Raw genomic sequence first — 15,867 nt, forward strand, 5'->3', positions numbered from 1 at the left:
TCCAGTCTGTCTTTGTACGTTCATTTTGTCTGTTCGCGTAACCAGTTAAAGTCGACCGGACCGACTTGTTTGGCTGTGATCACACCGTCCGGACCGACGACATACGTTGTCGGCAAAGCGACGACGCGGTACGTCTTCTCCACCGTGCCCGCTTCGTCCAATAATACCGGGAAGCTGACCGGGACTTCTTTCAAAAACGCCTCGACGTCTTGTCTGCCGCGTCGCTCATTTTTCGTGACATTCACCCCGAGCACCGGAATCCCGGTTTCTTCGCCGAACTCGATCAATTCAGGCAGTTCTTCGCGGCAAGGCGGGCACCACGATGCCCAGAAGTTTAAGACGACTTGCTGTCCTGCGTACGCATCAAGTGCCAACGTTTCCCCTTCGATTGTCTCCAGTTCGAAGGCGGGCGCGCGTTGACCGATCTCGAGACCACCGAGAACCGTGTCGTCCGTCGCGACACGTTCAGTCTGTTCGCTCGCTTGACTCGCCTTGTATTCGTCATACCCTTTATAGCCCAGACCGGCGATCAGTCCCGCCATAATCAATCCAATAGCCAGTTTATGAAATCGCATCATTTACCCCTTGTTCTCTGTCCTATTCATTTCTAAACTTAACTTATCACATTCACTCAAAGGAGCGGAACTATCGTGCAACTTCACAATGAAAAAGTCAGTATCACTTTGAAAGCGCAAGGCGCGGAAATGACGAGTTGGAAAGTCGACGGGACCGAGCTACTCTGGCAAGGCGACCCTACGTATTGGGGACGACAAGCCCCGATTTTATTCCCGTTCGTCGGACGGTTGTTGGATGACCGTTACTTATATGATGGCTTGACGTATACGATGAGCCAACACGGATTCGCTCGCGATGAGACGTTCGAAGTCGCGGAATCGTCTGATACACACGTCCGCTTCGTTCTCCGTGACTCGGTCGAGACACGGAAACACTATCCGTTCCCGTTCGAACTTCACGTGGACTATCGACTGATCGGCGAGGAATTGAACGTGACATATCGCGTCCGAAACGGCGGCGACGAGGTGTTACCGTTCAGCATCGGTGGACACCCTGCCTTCAATATCCCGTTCGCGGGCGGAGTGTTCGAAGAGTATACAATCGATTTCGGTGAGACGCGCTCACTTGATCGCTTATTGTTAGAGGGTCCTTATTTGACCGGGGCTTACCAACCGCTCGGCGAACGTCGCTACATTCCACTCTCGCATCTCTTGTTCGACCAAGACGCTTTGATTTTCGAAAATGTCGAGTATGCCGCACTGCGCCACCAACCGAGCGGTCGCGCCATCGTCATGGAGTGCCCGACATTCACCCATTTCGGGATTTGGTCACCACCTCGGTCGGACGCCCCGTTCGTCTGCCTCGAACCTTGGTTCGGTCATGCCGATTATAAAGGACATCGTAAAGACATCCGCCAAAAAGATGATATGCAGTTGCTCGCACCGAACGAAACGTTCGAAGCGACTTACACGCTCTATACGGAATAAAAAAACGTGCTGACCTCATTGGTCAGCACGTTTTCGTTAGAAGCGGCTTTCTTGTTCCGCCTCATACTCTGAAGGCGGTTTTTTCATGACGATTGCGAGCACGATATAAATTAACAAGCCTGGTCCGCCGAATAAGGCGAGTACGACGAAGATGATCCGCATCAACGTCACGTCTACTCCGAGGTACTTCCCGAGCCCCGAGCAAACTCCTGCTATCATTTGGTCAGACGGATCTTTGTACAGTTTTCGTTCCATCAAGACACCTTCTCCTTCATTTTTTCGGTCATCGTTGTGGTCGACGAAGTGTCGTTCTTCCAGCTGTCGCGGCTTCGCCTCGACTATCAAAATCGAGTGCATCGTTGATCGGTGTACTACCCGATCTAATTTCAATCCGGCGTCCGTACAAGCCCCGATTATCGAGCGAGGCAGCAATGACTGTCGCGACGTCCGTCTCGGAAATCGTGGCGCCTGAGGCGTCACTTAAGTCTTCTGAAGCTTCGATCGACCCTTTTCCAGGTCCATCGGTGATCGCCACTGGGCAAATGATCGTGTAGTTCAAGCCGCTATGTTCGATATACTCATCGGCCGCATTATTCGCAGACAAGAAGTTGTAATGTTCTTTCGGGCCCGCGTCTGGTCGATCGGCACCGTATGCGCTTAGTAAGACCACGTGACGGACGCGCTCTTTTTTAGCGGCGTCAATCGCTTTCATCGCGACGTTCCGGTCAAGCAGTTCAATTTCTTTGCTCGTTCCTTCAGCACCTGCTGTCGCAGCGACGATGACGGCGTCTTGGCCGGCGGTCGCCTCGTGAATCTTTTTATCAAGCTCTTTTTCAACATCGACGGTGAGCACGCGCGCACCCATTTTTTCGTACTCTGCTTGCAGTTCAGGATAACGAATTAAAGCGGTCACGTGATGGGATTTCGCTAAACTTTTCAAGACACGTCTACCGATCTTTCCTGTTGCTCCAATGACTAAAACTTTCATTCAAATTTCCCTCCTCAAAAGAGTAGTTCATTTGATTAAAATTCCTCTTTCTGTACGGAATCAAACCCGTTTCGCAAAATTATCTCACAGTGCCCCACATCGTTAAGTCGAGCGCGTCACGAATCGATTGGACGCTCTCTTCATTCGGTTGGTAATAGTAGATGTTGTCAATGTACGCATCTTGTCCGTTGACTTGAAGTTTGTTCACTTCGGGTTGAAGCATCATCGTGAGGCCAACCGACGCCATTTGCAGCGGATTCATTTCGAGCCCCATCTCATCTTTCATAAAACTGTACGTGGCCGGGATCTTCGACCATCCGGCCGGGCTTACCAACTTGTCGGCCACTGCCGACATGACCTCGGTTTGGCGACTTGAACGGGCACCGTCTGTATCCGATTTACGATGTCGCGCGTAGGCGAGCGCCATATCCCCGTCCATCGAATACGATACACCTTCCGTGTATTCATACGTTTGATTAAACCCCTTTTCGCTGAACGAATGGGTGGCCGTGATGTTCACTCCGCCGACGACGTCGATCAATTCCATAAACGTCTCGAACGTGATGACGACTTGACCGTCGACCGAAGCCTCGGTCAATCCTTCGACTGCACCGACCGTACACTCCGCGCCTCCATAAGCGAAGGCATGGGTAATCTTATCGCCTTCCCGCTCAGGTTCACAAGGGATCGCCGTATACGTATCTCGTGGAATCGATACGTTTTGAACGGTCCGCGAACGCGGGACGAACTCCATCAGCTGGAGCGAATCGGTTCGTGAACCGGACACTGATTCGCCGACACGGGCGTCACTGCCCATGACTAAGAACGTAACTGGGTTTGATGCCATATAACCGACCCCGATCACGAGGAGCAACAGGACGAGCAAGAGCTTTCCTTTCCAACTTCGGCGCTTGCGCTTGTCTTTTGGCGGCTTTTGTTTCGGCGGTATGCTGCTTTGCTGCTTCGGAACACGCTCTTTTGTGTCATGAGAGCGAGGTTCTCGCTTGTCCTCACGCTTATGGCGCTTCGCTTTTTTCCCGAACGGCATCTTCAGTTTAGGTGCCTGAACCTTCCGTTTTCGATTATTGTTCGTCTCGGTCCGTTTTTCATCGGAACGATCTAAAAATGGATGGTCTTGTCCTTCCGCTTGCTTCGACTCTGGTGAAGGGCGAATCACTTCGTCTTCCGCCTCGACCGGATTCACTTGTTCATCGTGAGACAGTTCTTCTAGCCGCTCGCGTTCTAATTCACGTCTGCGTCGTTCGACACGTGAGAGTTGTTGATCGTCATTCATATGATGTACCTCTATAGTTTAGATTTTCCTACATTATCATCGACAAACTCTATTCTGACAACGGTTAGCGCAAAAATCCGTCTTAAGCATGAGACACGAGGATTGTTTTAAATGAAAAGCGGGAAAGGAATAATAATCGGTGTCTGCCTATAAACGAGACATGGCAGACCGTTCGATGTCCTTTTGAAGGGAGGGAGAGCTAATGCGCATCGGGAAGCTCCGCATGTTACTTGAACAGTACGGAGAGACGACTCTTCGCGATTTAGTCGTCGAAATGTACCGAAACACCCCTAAAGCCGTTATCGAAGAAAAAGATATGGATTACATGATTAGTCAGTTCACTCGTTACAAAGAACAAAAATCGTCAGACGAGCGACATTCGCTCTCGCAGACAGTAATCCTCGCTGAACGCTTCGTAGAATTGGCTTACGATCACCTCTATTTGCTGCCAAATCAAATCATGAGCGAACGCGATCAAAAGAATTGGTATATACACGCCAAGAAAATCATTCGTGACTTATCGTATTACGCCGAAGATGATGCAGAGGCACGGACGATGTATGAGGAAATGTTTTTACTCTTGTCCTCTTCGGCAGGAGAAGAGCCGCTATTTTCAACAAGTGACCCGTTTCGACTGCTGAAACTCTCGCAAACCACGATGCTCACTCAATTGATTCATTACTATCAACTCGACGCCCCCACCTCCGACGTGTGGATCGATCGTTCTTTGTACACGGCGCTCCACGTCCCGAAAGATGTTGACTCGACACGGGTCGACTTACTCTCTACACTTCTCGAGCAACCCTACACTTCGTTTGAGTGGAATCTATTCCATCAACGCCTCATCACACTTTGTGAACGGACACTTGCCAAAGCCCCGTCCGATGACAGTGCACTTGAGGACTATCAGGCACTTAAAATGCTTGAACTCGAACTCCTCGTTGAGCGCGGACAATTGTCAGAAGCTGAACGGAAGTTGTTTTCTGAGTATATCCCGTTCTTCTCACACCGTTCAGAGCCGTTCAAAGTGTATGTCAATATGCTCGAGAGCCGCGGCCATTCTGATGAGACGAAACGACTTCGCCGGCTTGCCAAAGAGAAACGTATCAACTTATAAAAAAAGGGAGTCAACCGACGGCGTCGGTTGACTCCAAAACATGATATGAACGAGGGGTGTTCATCTGAAAAGAGGAGTGGAAGTTGGTGCAGAACTTCCTTCCTACATAAATAGTATAAAAGATATTTGAAACCGCTTCCGGGATAGTTATTGCAGTTTTGTGAACGTTTTCACGTTATTCAATCGCGTTAATAATACCCAAACCGATCACTGATAACAAAACGATTAAAACGAAAATAAACACCATCTCATTTGGTGACCGGAAGCCTTCGTATAACTCGACCTGTTCTTCAACGATGACATTGTCATGGACTACAACCGGTTCAGTCTCGGCAAGAGCCGTGGCCGGGACGCCGACCAATAGCAGCGCCAACCATAAGCTTATTACGTATCGCATATCATACTCCTGTCGTTTTTTCTCACTACAGTATAGCACGTCTCTCGCTTCAACCCATTCGTTTCTCCTCTTCCCACCGGAAAAGTTTAACAAATCTCACAGCTCTTTCGTTGCTCTAAACTTCCTCGTTCCGACACGGATCATCCTTCGATAAAACGCTCATTCTAAAGCCATTTCCCTCACCATTTTTCTTTGAAAATCTGACTTTCCATATGTCAAAACAGTAATCAAGCATGATGAATGTTCATAAAATGAACACGACATTTTTCAATTGGTAACCCTTACAATTTAAGGGTAGTGATTATTTTAGCAGAAAGAAGGATTCCTCATGAAACGGACGCTTATATTCGCGGAGTGTCGCCAAATCCAACCTAAAAAACGTTCACTGCTTCACCAATTGTACAACCCAGGCGAGTCGCCTCACATCCTCGCCATCCGACCACACCAATATGTCCATACGGCCTGGCAAGGAGATGTTCCCGTCGCAGCAATCGCCTCCGACTATAGCGATTATGCGACGAATCAGATGATCCGACTCACGCACGAGGCGTATCGGGACCGCTATGTCTTCCGAGGTTTGCTCGACCGACTTATTCGTGAGATACGTCGAAACAGCATACATGACACAACGTTGCTGTTACACGTCAAACAAGACCACGACCAAGATAAGCATCGAATGTTTGAAGTGCTCGGTTTTCATCCGTATCATGAGACCGTCACTTACACATTGCCGCTCATCCCTTTCCAAAAATATACATACGAGAACTGGTCGCTTCACGTCGATTATTTCGCGACACACTCTAGCTGGCTCGCCTACCGAAATCAATATGCGCATATGCTGACTGATGTGTTGCCGCTGACTGCATCACGACTGCTCGAGCATGAACGCCGTCAGGAAGTCTTCCACTCCCTTAAATTAAAAGGGAAAATCGTCGGCATCATCCGATCTCGAATTGGATCTGGACGACTGGACGTATATGAACTCCACGTGTCAGGTAGCGATGAATTGATTCAAGAGGCCGTGTCTTTTATTCAGCAAGAATTTTATTTCCGGTTCAGGTCGCTTGAACAAATTCGGGTCACGTTGACTTCGCTCCAACCAGAGCTACGATACGCTTTGATCCGACAAGGCGGATCGCCAACCCAAGCAGGAACCTACACGATGATTAAAGAAGTGGCGCCTTCCGCGCCATCGTTTCCACTCAATTAAAAAAAGACGCTAAACGTCACGTCCTTTTCACGGAAAGGATTCGTTCGTTTGGCGTCTTTTCTTCATTCAGCAGCGTTTGCCGATTCGATTGCTAAGGGTGGCATCTCTTCGAACAGCACGGTTCGAAGCCCGATATCACGTCGGTCCAACGATTCAATCCGATCGAATTTAATTTCACGGTCCGCGACACTGAACCAATACGTGATGTGAGGTTCATCCGTGAAGCGAAGCGCATAATTCGAACCGTTCAAATGAAAATCCACTTCGGTCGAAAGGATTTCTGCCGGGCCGATTTTTTTGTGGGTCGTCAGTCGTTCGAGAACGACTTGCTCTTCATTGATCTGATAATCGACAAACGTCGCAAGTGAGAGTCCAAACACAAATGATACCAGCGCGAACGCGCTGATCAATCCAAGAGTGATCTTTCCGTTCATGTCGCCGTCCCTCCCTCTCTTATTATATCGGATTTTGCTAAAACGTTGTGAAGTGACATTTTGTTCAAGTTTCGGCAAACTAGAGCAAGAGGAGGGATTAGTATGCAAATTGACCACACCGGGATCGCTGTTCGCGACTTAGACGAAGCAATCTCGTTTTACACGAACGTGTTACAAGGAAAACTTGTCGACCGTTATACGAATACGGCAGCCGGTGTCGAAACCGAGCTCGCCGTGATTCACGTCGGTGAAGACGTGATCGAGTTGCTCTTGCCGACAAGTTCGACGAGCCCGATCGCCCGATTCATGAAAGCACGCGGCAAAGGCGTTCACCACATCGCCTATCGGGTCGATGATTTAGAAGCATCGATTGCCGCTTTGAAACGCGACGGCATCACGTTTTTAGAAGATACGCTCCGGACGACGGCAAAAGGCCGACGCCTCATCTATATGGACCCACGCCACTCGGGCGGGGTCATCGTCGAACTATGCGATTATCCGACAATGAAGCAGTGAGGGACACCCCTCACTGCTTCATTACTGTCCGCTCGATGATGTCACGATTCTTCGCTTTCAACCGTTCGTTGTGCGACGACACCATCGCCGACTTCGTCGCGTCCGGATCGATGAACGTCTTGGCCCGGTTGACCGCGTTAGCCGCATCTTGGAACGCTCCCGCAATCAGATGCACCTTGCCTTCATGCGTCAAAATATCTCCCGCCGCATAAAGTCCAGGTACTGACGATTCACTGCTCGCGTTCCCGTTCACATAGAACCCATCCACCATCTCGACTTTTAACTCGCTGTCGTTGAGGAGAGCCGAGTCCTGTTCGTAGCCGTGGTTGATGACCACTTCATCGACCTCGACCAATTCACTTGCCCCGGTCCCGCAATCGATGAGCTTGACGGCATGGATCGTCGTGCCATCATTGGAAATCAAATCCTCGATCGTTGTATGAAGGCGGCAGTCGACTCGGCCGCAGAGGAGCTTGTCGACTTGCGATTCATGCCCTTTGAGCGCTTCTTTTCGATACGTCAAAATCACGCGCTCCGCAATCGGCTCAAGTTCGTTCGCCCAATCGATGGCGCTGTTGCCGCCACCGGAAATCAATACCGTCTTCCCTTTAAAACGCATCAACGACTTAACCGTATAATGAAGGTTCGAGACTTCGAACCGCTCCGCCCCGCTGATCTCAATTTTTTGAGGTTGTAAAATACCGCTCCCCGTCGCGACGATGACCGTCTTTGACACGTGCCGGCCATTCGTCGTATCGAGCACGAAATGACCAGTGTGATTTTTCGCCATCGATTCTACTTTCTCGCCGAGCACGACGGTCGGATCGAACGTGAGACCTTGCTCAATCAATTGTTCGATGAGGCGGGCACCCGTCGTCGGGGTGACGCCACCGATGTCCCAAATCATCTTCTCCGGATACACATGGATCTTACCACCGAGATGCGGTTGAAATTCGATCAACTTCGTCTTCATCCCGCGCAACCCGCTATAAAAAGCGGCATACAATCCCGCCGGACCGCCACCAATGATCGTTACGTCGTACACGTCCTGTTCGCTCATCTGTTCCATCCTCCTTAAACATCCACCGCCACTGATTATCATTCTCATTCAATATACATCGAAATTTCAGTTCAGACAATCTATTTTGATATCAAAACATTCGTTGACAGCTTTTCATTTAGACTGCTATAGTTGACGTTACATTGAGAATCATTATCAAAACCACTGTTACGAGGAGAGGGGAATCCATATGTCACGGATCCATACGGCAGACATCGAGGTCGGTTACGGCGGCAAAACAATTGTGAAGCAATTGAGTTTGTCGATCCCGGACCGTCAAATCACGACCATCATCGGCCCTAACGGTTGTGGGAAATCGACACTCTTGAAAGCCATGACTCGGATTCTGTCCCCGTCTAACGGTTCGGTCCATTTAGACGGAGCGGACATCGCCAAATGCAACACGAAAGAAATCGCTCAAAAGATGGCGATTTTGTCGCAAACGCCTGAAGGCGCTGGCGGCTTGACCGTAGGAGAACTCGTCTCGTACGGTCGCTTCCCTTATCAATCGGGGTTTGGTCGTTTATCGAAACATGACCATGAAGTGATTGATTGGGCGCTTGACGTGACCGGCACGCTCGAGTTCAAAGACCGGAACGTCGACGCCCTTTCAGGCGGACAACGCCAGCGTGTTTGGATCGCGATGGCACTGGCCCAAGAGACAGACTTGATTTTTTTAGATGAGCCGACGACGTATCTCGATCTGGCGCATCAGCTCGAAGTGCTCGAACTCCTCGAAACGTTGAACCGCGAGCAGGGCCGGACGATTGTCATGGTCCTCCACGACTTGAATCAGGCCGCCCGGTTTGCCGACCATATCGTCGCCATGAAAGACGGAGCAGTGCTCGCGACGGGCTCCGCCGAGGAAGTCATTTGTCCACTCGTCCTTAGGCAAGTCTTTCATATCGATGCCATCATCGGACGAGACCCACGGACCGAAAAACCGATGTGCCTCACCTACCAACTTATAAAAGACGAGATTCAACGTGAAGCGCTCGACCCTTCGAGTGCTGATCTCGTTGCCAGTGCTCGTTAGTATGACAGTAAACGGAACGCCTCGCACATTGCGAGGCGTTTTTCAGCAGGAAGAGTCGGGTAATGAGTGGAAGACTATTAAAGATATGAAAAAAAGGGGGGAACGTTATGGATTGGCTCGATGGTTTGTTCATTCTCGTCTCGACCGCATGGCTGTATGAGATGAGGCGATACCGTAATCGTGATGAACCGACCGATGGGAACAGTGAGCACATGAGCTTTTACATCGTCTCACTCATTATGGTCACCGTGTTCGCCGTCTCGATCGGTTTGTCTATTTTTACTGAAACACGCCAACCGCTCCTAGTCCGCTGGCTCGGGCTCGGGTGTTACATAGCCGGTGTTTCACTTCGTTACTGGGGAATCGCGCATTTGCGCCATCAATTCACCCGTCACGTCGTCGTCCGTCCCGCGGATGAGATCGTCAGCTCTGGACCGTACCGCTTTTTGCGCCATCCGCTCTATACCGGTCTATTATTTATCACGTTCGGTTTTTCGCTCTATTTCAGTCATTGGGGCGTCGCGCTCGTCGGTACGTTCGCCATGGGAATCGCCTTGCTTTGGCGCATCCATATCGAAGAACAGATGTTGACGTCACACTTCGGTAGCGCCTATCAAACATGGGCGAAATCGCGAAAACGATTGATTCCGTTCATTTATTAAACAAGCGTCAAAAAGCACGAATCGATAACCTCGATCCAACAAAAATGCGATCCTGTCAGCAAATGACAGGATCGCATTTTTTATACAGAAAATCGGCCGAGCAGTCGGACGATCATAAAACCGGCAATGAACGAAACAACGCTCAAGACCCACATCGTCGCCGTCTCCGGAAGACCCGGGAAGACGACGGCGAGGGACCCGATGACGAGTCCTAAGATGACCGAGAACGTCATGCCCGGGAAATTTCCGAGCAAATAACGGATCACTTTACTGCTGACGATAAACCCGACGGCTACACCGAGTCCGACGATCCCGATAATGAGCACGTTCAAGTTCGACAAGGCGCTGATGACCGTCGGGTACACGCCGATCAAGAGCAAGACGAACGAACCGCTGATCCCCGGGAGCAACATCGCCATACTGCCGAGCCAACCCGAGAAGAACAACAACAGCGCCGTGCCGGTCGTAAGTTCGGTAATAATGGCCGTGTCGGCCGGTTTGATGATTGCCATGCTCGCAACAACGATCGCTCCGATCACCATCGCCACGATGTGCACGGGACGCATCGTCGCACGCGATTTAAATTCAAACATCAACAGCGGGATAATCCCAAGAATCAAGCCGATGAAAAAGAACTGTGTCGGTGCATAGTATTCTAATAATAAAAATTCAATCAGACGGCTCAGTCCTAAAATCGCGGTTCCCATTCCGATTGCTAACGGAATTAGAAACCCAATATGCTTTTTCCACTGCCGACTGAACACACCGCTGATCGCTTCGATCAATCGATCGTAAATCCCTAAAATGACCGCGATTGTCCCCCCGCTGACGCCAGGAATCAAGTCACTCGTCCCCATCGCGATACCGCGCAGGATATTTTTCCACTCCATAATCGATCTCCTTTTTACATCTGATTCGTTTCAAGCACTTAGTATATCCGAGAAGCTCGGGTTTTGCATCGGTTTCAAGACTGAGACTCAGACTTCGACCCATGTTTCACAGATTGAGCATCATATAATCGAAGCGGCCTCCCGAAATCTCAATCTCTTTATGTTTGCGGAAACCAAGACGTTCGTAAAGACGAGCCGCTGCCGGATTGTCCTGGTCGACGTTGAGTGTGACGACCGGGATGTTGATCTCACGAGCATGTTCGACCACTCGCCGGACCAATTTCGTACCGATCCCGCGTCCTCCAAATTCTGAGTCGACGGCCACGGAATCGATATACAAAACGTCTCCTTCCGTCTCCACGTCAAGATGTCCAGGCTGCCCGCGCTCAATGAGCCATTGCTTAATCGGCTCATCCAACTCAGTCGCGCGCTTGCCCTCATAGGCGATAATAATACCTGCGATAACGCCATCTATGTCTGCCACCCAAATGTTTTCATAACTCAACCGGTTGTTCGGCCGACCGATCCACATCGCTAAGCGCTCGAGCACTTGCTTTTGGTCTGCCGTCCCCGTCAATGAATACGCGATGTCATGAATCGCTGCGTAAACGAGCGGTGCGATCGCTACACTCTCGTTTGACTGTGCCTGTCGAATGTTCATCATTTATCTCCTCCACCAATTAGTCTAGCATAAAGCTAGAAACTGTTGGTTTGTCACATCTAGAAGTGTGGGATGATAGAAACAGAAGGGAGGAATTTTTATGAAAGCTATTTTAACGGGCATGAACGGTACAGTCGCACCGGTCGTCGCCAAAACGATACAACGACATGGGATCGAACCTGTCGCTTGGGACAGATCAAAAGTCTCGACGTCAGACGAGGCGGCGATGCGTGAATTTATCGAATCGGTGCGTCCTGATTATTTTCTCCATATCGGCATGGGATCGGTTGAATGGGCGGAAACGTTGGCCCGCCTTTGTGGAGAATACAACATCCCGTTCTTGTTTACGAGCACGGTCTCGGTATTCTCAGACAATGTGACCGGTCCGATCATGCCGGACACACCACCTGACGCGACGGACGAGTACGGCAGTTACAAACGAGCCTGCGAGGAAACGATCGCCCGGACAAACCCCGGGGCACAAATCGTCCGACTCGGCTGGCAAATTGGAGAAACTGCCGGCTCGAACAATATGATGGACTATTTTACGAATGAAATGAACCAGCACGGTGTCATCAATGCGAGCGCACACTGGTACCCGTCGTGCTCCTTTTTAGAAGACACGGCTGACGCACTGTTCGAGATCTTGACGAAGCGCGGTCCCGGTCTATATCAATTGAATGGCAATCCGAGCCTGTCGTTCTATGACATCGCCACTGCTTTAAACGAGTTGCATGACCTCGCGTGGCGCGTCGAGCGAACGGATGAACCAAAACGCGACAATCGAATGATCGACATGAACATCACAATCCAACCGATCACGAAACGATTGACACTTCATACAAAATGAGTCGACGAATTCGTCGACTCATCTTTTGGCTACAAAGGATGTTCCCTCGTTTCTATCGAACAAACCTACTAGGAAAGGAGGGATCTGTATGCTCTCATTCATTTTGACGTTCCGTCGCATGTTCCGTGGGATTTGGCGCGGGTTGAAAGAACCCGAATTTCAAGTATTGTTCACCTTAGCGTCCCTTACTATATTGTCGGGAACGCTGTTTTATACCCGCTTCGAAGATATGCGTTGGTTAGACGCCCTCTATTTCAGCGTCATCACGCTCACGACGATCGGCTACGGTGATTTCGTCCCGACGACCGATATCGGCAAAGTGTTCACAATCGGTTACGTCATCACCGGCGTCGGCATCATGGTCGGGTTCGTGACACAAGTATTCAATCACTTGCAGCAGGCACGACTTGAGGAAATAAAGAACAAACGAAAAATGCCGCCATCCGATTAAGGATAGCGGCGTTCGTTACGATGCTTTTCGACTTCGATTCTCGATCGCTAACCGCTGATTAAAGCGCTTCGTCTCAGCGATGACGACACCCGACAAGAACAAGAGCCCAATCAAGTTCGGAATGGCCATCAAGCCGTTGAAGACGTCAGACAGTGCCCATACCATGTTCAAGTTCGTCGTCATCGCCCCGAGTCCGGCGACGAGTACAAACGCGATCCGATACGGGATGATCGACTTTTGACCGAACAAGTAATGAGTCGACCGCTCACCGTAATACGACCAACCGAGCACCGTCGAGTAGGCGAACATGACGAGACCGATTGTGACGACATAACTGCCGAACGGCCCGAGGAACTGCTCGAACGTCGCCGTCGTCAACTCGACCCCTTCGAGTCCCGATCCGATTTGACCGCCCATGACGAGCGTGATCCCCGTGACCGAACAGACGATCAACGTATCAAGAAACACCTGCGTCATCGAGACGAGGCCTTGACGACCTGGCATGTCCGTCTTGGCCGCGGCCGCTGCGATCGGAGCCGAGCCAAGACCAGCTTCGTTCGAGAAGACGCCTCGCGCAACCCCGTACCGGATGGCTGCCCCGATGGCCCCGCCGCCAATCGCTTCGGCGCTGAACGTGCTGCTGAAGATGAGCGCGATCGCATCGGGGATGAGTGTGTAGTTCATGATCATGATCAAAAGACCGCTCCCTAAGTAAAAGACAATCATGACCGGGACGAAGTAACTGACGACACGACCGATCGATTTGACACCACCGAGAATGACGGCGCCCGTAAAAATCATCATCAAGATACCCGATACGTAAAGCGGGACGTCGAACGTCGAGTTGAGCGCCAACGCGACTGAGTTCGTTTGAACCCCGTTCCCGATCCCGAACGCGGCCAGTGAGGCGAACGCTGCAAACGCGACCGCGAGCCAGCGTTGCTTCAAGCCCCGTTCCAAATAATACATCGGTCCTCCGGCCATTTGACCACGTTCGTCCGTCACCCGGTACTTGACGGCGAGCACGGCTTCGGCGTACTTTGTTGCCATCCCGAAGAAGCCCGATACCCACATCCAAACGATCGCGCCTGGTCCCCCGAGGACGACCGCAGTCGCGACACCGACGATATTCCCCGTACCGACGGTCGCTGCGAGCGCCGTCATGAGGGCTTGGAAGTGGCTAATATCTCCTCGTGACGTCTTGTCTTGATTTTTAGAGAATGCGAGTTTCAACGAGTAAGGCAACTTCGTGATTTGGAGCCCCCCGAGACGCACCGTCAAATAAACGCCTGTCCCCACAAGCAAAATTAACAGCGGCGGTCCCCACACAAAGTCTGAAATCGTACCGATTAGTTCGCTGAACGATTGACTCATGCTGTAATCCCCTTTCCCCTTATGTAATAAATACACCTCTATTTTTTCAGAATACTCGGAACGTTGTCAAAAGTATTGTGCTAAAACAAAGAAGGGGATAAACGCCCTGTATCTAAAACAGCGAGCCGTCGGTTAGACGTCTCGCTGTGACGGTGGCTTTTCGCGTTGCAGGGGGGCTTTCCAATCAAAATCGTCCGGCACATAGTCAAGTCCGCCCGAATGGAACGGTTGGCATCGCAACAGGCGCCGAGTCGTCAAATATCCGCCTTTGACAGCGCCATGCTTCTCAATCGCCTCAATCCCGTAGTGCGAACAGCTCGGATAAAATCGGCACGTCGGGGGCTTTAAAGGAGAAATAAAGCGCTGGTATCCTTGAATCCCACGTACTAATACTCGTTTCATTTCAATCGCCTCGCTCAGTCAGATTACTGCAATGATAGCCCGGACTGCGTGAATTGTCATCTGCAGCGCTTCGTCGATTCTCGTTACAAAACGACGAGTTTTTTTCCTTTCTTTTACAATTCAAGCGTGGCAGGCGATAATTGCTCGAACATTTGTTATGATAGGCAACATATATACGACCGAATCAAATGAATGAAGAGGTGACGGAAATGAACATATTAATGGTAGGAGCAGGATCGATGAGCGAGGCACTCGTCCGAGGCTGGATCGCTTCCGGGCTCTCCCCTGAACAAATTACGATGACGAACCGGAGCGACCTTACACGTCTAGAGCAGTTGCGAGATGAGCTCGGCGTACAGATCGTCGAAACAGAAGACGTCAACGCTTATACAATCGTCGTGCTCGCGATGCAACCAGACGGCGTCTTAGCTTACGCTCAATCACAGACGTGGAAAACACCGCTGCTCGTATCCGTTGCGGCGCATATCGAACCGAGCGAGCTTGAAGAAGCAGCCGGCATCCCAGCCATCTGCGCGATGCCGAACACCCCGGTCGCCCATCAAACCGGGATGACCGGACTCTGGTTCGGACCTGAGACAGATGCGACCGACCGCGAGACGGCGACCGCACTGTTCAACCGTGTCGGTCGGACGGCCGTAACGGACGCGAAAACGATGTCGGCTTTCATGGCGGCGGCCGGATGCAGTCCTGCGTTCTTTTACGAGATCGTCGGTTCGATGACCCCGGTGCTGACAGAAGCCGGGTTTGATGAAGACACGGCCCGCCAAATCGTCGCTCAAGCGATGAAAGGATCAGCCGAGTTATTGTTGCATGAGACACGTCCGACCGACGAGCTGATCGCCGACGTCGCCGCACCAGATGGACCGACCGACCGCGGTGTCGGCGTGCTCCGCTCACGTGACTTGTCTGACGTGATGTCGTCCGCCCTACGTGAGAGTGCAAAGGAAGACCACGACCCTGTCGACGCAACGATTGAAAGAACGTAAGCACTTGAACCGCCCG

20 protein-coding genes are annotated in these 15,867 nt (G+C 50.9%); 9 read left to right on the forward strand and 11 right to left on the reverse strand.

Annotated elements, in window-relative coordinates; genetic code table 11:
* Positions 1-20 precede the first annotated feature (20 nt).
* Positions 21-575, reverse strand: coding sequence for a TlpA family protein disulfide reductase (locus EVJ28_RS08900; protein ID WP_131441137.1), 555 nt, complete (start codon positions 573-575; stop codon positions 21-23).
* A gap of 75 nt (positions 576-650) precedes the next feature.
* Between EVJ28_RS08900 and EVJ28_RS08905 the strand changes: the two genes are divergently transcribed.
* Complete coding sequence (locus EVJ28_RS08905) at positions 651-1,502, forward strand: aldose 1-epimerase family protein (protein ID WP_236634105.1); 852 nt, start codon at positions 651-653, stop codon at positions 1,500-1,502.
* Between the two features lie 36 nt (positions 1,503-1,538).
* Here the strand turns inward: EVJ28_RS08905 and EVJ28_RS08910 are convergent, their stop codons facing one another.
* From EVJ28_RS08910 to EVJ28_RS08920, 3 genes are all read right to left on the reverse strand, one after another.
* Complete coding sequence (locus EVJ28_RS08910) at positions 1,539-1,757, reverse strand: PspC domain-containing protein (RefSeq protein ID WP_016508377.1); 219 nt, start codon at positions 1,755-1,757, stop codon at positions 1,539-1,541.
* A gap of 28 nt (positions 1,758-1,785) precedes the next feature.
* Positions 1,786-2,490, reverse strand: coding sequence for an SDR family oxidoreductase (locus EVJ28_RS08915; protein WP_131467988.1), 705 nt, complete (start codon positions 2,488-2,490; stop codon positions 1,786-1,788).
* A 79-nt stretch (positions 2,491-2,569) separates the two neighbouring features.
* Positions 2,570-3,784: an LCP family protein gene (locus EVJ28_RS08920; protein ID WP_131456797.1), complete on the reverse strand. Its 1,215-nt coding sequence runs from the start codon at positions 3,782-3,784 to the stop codon at positions 2,570-2,572.
* Between the two features lie 202 nt (positions 3,785-3,986).
* On the opposite strand from EVJ28_RS08920, the gene EVJ28_RS08925 reads away from it, so the two are divergent.
* Positions 3,987-4,901 (forward strand): hypothetical protein, encoded by a 915-nt coding sequence (locus EVJ28_RS08925; RefSeq protein WP_131456795.1) that lies wholly within the window; start codon positions 3,987-3,989, stop codon positions 4,899-4,901.
* 175 nt (positions 4,902-5,076) lie between these two features.
* Here EVJ28_RS08925 and EVJ28_RS08930 read toward each other — a convergent pair whose 3' ends face one another.
* A complete protein-coding gene (locus tag EVJ28_RS08930; protein ID WP_236634106.1) occupies positions 5,077-5,298 on the reverse strand; it encodes a hypothetical protein in 222 nt (73 codons plus the stop codon).
* A 328-nt stretch (positions 5,299-5,626) separates the two neighbouring features.
* Here EVJ28_RS08930 and EVJ28_RS08935 point away from each other — a divergent pair, with 328 nt between their 5' ends.
* Positions 5,627-6,508, forward strand: coding sequence for a hypothetical protein (locus tag EVJ28_RS08935; RefSeq protein ID WP_131488714.1), 882 nt, complete (start codon positions 5,627-5,629; stop codon positions 6,506-6,508).
* Positions 6,509-6,570: 62 nt separating this feature from the next.
* Here EVJ28_RS08935 and EVJ28_RS08940 read toward each other — a convergent pair whose 3' ends face one another.
* The gene (locus tag EVJ28_RS08940) at positions 6,571-6,942 is read right to left on the reverse strand and encodes a hypothetical protein (RefSeq protein WP_131488716.1); all 372 of its coding nucleotides are present in this window, start codon (positions 6,940-6,942) and stop codon (positions 6,571-6,573) included.
* 102 nt (positions 6,943-7,044) lie between these two features.
* Here EVJ28_RS08940 and EVJ28_RS08945 point away from each other — a divergent pair, with 102 nt between their 5' ends.
* Positions 7,045-7,458: a VOC family protein gene (locus EVJ28_RS08945; protein ID WP_131456791.1), complete on the forward strand. Its 414-nt coding sequence runs from the start codon at positions 7,045-7,047 to the stop codon at positions 7,456-7,458.
* Positions 7,459-7,468: 10 nt separating this feature from the next.
* Here EVJ28_RS08945 and EVJ28_RS08950 read toward each other — a convergent pair whose 3' ends face one another.
* Positions 7,469-8,518 carry an NAD(P)/FAD-dependent oxidoreductase gene (locus EVJ28_RS08950; protein ID WP_201738412.1) on the reverse strand — a complete coding sequence of 350 codons (1,050 nt, stop codon included), beginning with the start codon at positions 8,516-8,518 and terminating at the stop codon, positions 7,469-7,471.
* Between the two features lie 190 nt (positions 8,519-8,708).
* Here EVJ28_RS08950 and EVJ28_RS08955 point away from each other — a divergent pair, with 190 nt between their 5' ends.
* A complete protein-coding gene (locus tag EVJ28_RS08955; RefSeq protein ID WP_131456787.1) occupies positions 8,709-9,554 on the forward strand; it encodes an ABC transporter ATP-binding protein in 846 nt (281 codons plus the stop codon).
* 107 nt (positions 9,555-9,661) lie between these two features.
* A complete protein-coding gene (locus EVJ28_RS08960; protein WP_016509434.1) occupies positions 9,662-10,216 on the forward strand; it encodes a methyltransferase family protein in 555 nt (184 codons plus the stop codon).
* An 80-nt stretch (positions 10,217-10,296) separates the two neighbouring features.
* On the opposite strand, the gene EVJ28_RS08965 is transcribed toward EVJ28_RS08960, so the two are convergent.
* Together EVJ28_RS08965 and EVJ28_RS08970 are read right to left on the reverse strand one after the other, a co-directional pair.
* Entirely contained in the window at positions 10,297-11,106 is an 810-nt protein-coding gene (locus EVJ28_RS08965; protein WP_131456785.1) for a DUF368 domain-containing protein, read from the reverse strand.
* Positions 11,107-11,212: 106 nt separating this feature from the next.
* Positions 11,213-11,767 (reverse strand): GNAT family N-acetyltransferase, encoded by a 555-nt coding sequence (locus tag EVJ28_RS08970; protein ID WP_236634107.1) that lies wholly within the window; start codon positions 11,765-11,767, stop codon positions 11,213-11,215.
* Positions 11,768-11,867: 100 nt separating this feature from the next.
* On the opposite strand from EVJ28_RS08970, the gene EVJ28_RS08975 reads away from it, so the two are divergent.
* Together EVJ28_RS08975 and EVJ28_RS08980 are read left to right on the forward strand one after the other, a co-directional pair.
* Positions 11,868-12,617: a sugar nucleotide-binding protein gene (locus tag EVJ28_RS08975; RefSeq protein ID WP_131456781.1), complete on the forward strand. Its 750-nt coding sequence runs from the start codon at positions 11,868-11,870 to the stop codon at positions 12,615-12,617.
* 88 nt (positions 12,618-12,705) lie between these two features.
* Positions 12,706-13,068 (forward strand): potassium channel family protein, encoded by a 363-nt coding sequence (locus tag EVJ28_RS08980; RefSeq protein WP_131456779.1) that lies wholly within the window; start codon positions 12,706-12,708, stop codon positions 13,066-13,068.
* 15 nt (positions 13,069-13,083) lie between these two features.
* Here EVJ28_RS08980 and EVJ28_RS08985 read toward each other — a convergent pair whose 3' ends face one another.
* Together EVJ28_RS08985 and yidD are read right to left on the reverse strand one after the other, a co-directional pair.
* Entirely contained in the window at positions 13,084-14,442 is a 1,359-nt protein-coding gene (locus tag EVJ28_RS08985) for an alanine/glycine:cation symporter family protein (protein WP_131488720.1), read from the reverse strand.
* Positions 14,443-14,574: 132 nt separating this feature from the next.
* Entirely contained in the window at positions 14,575-14,844 is a 270-nt protein-coding gene (gene yidD, locus EVJ28_RS08990; protein ID WP_083274114.1) for a membrane protein insertion efficiency factor YidD, read from the reverse strand.
* Between the two features lie 209 nt (positions 14,845-15,053).
* Here yidD and EVJ28_RS08995 point away from each other — a divergent pair, with 209 nt between their 5' ends.
* A complete protein-coding gene (locus EVJ28_RS08995; RefSeq protein WP_070328863.1) occupies positions 15,054-15,851 on the forward strand; it encodes a pyrroline-5-carboxylate reductase family protein in 798 nt (265 codons plus the stop codon).
* Positions 15,852-15,867 lie beyond the last annotated feature (16 nt).

This window comes from Exiguobacterium sp. SH3S3 (assembly GCF_004337115.1).
GTDB lineage: Bacteria > Bacillota > Bacilli > Exiguobacteriales > Exiguobacteriaceae > Exiguobacterium > Exiguobacterium aurantiacum_A.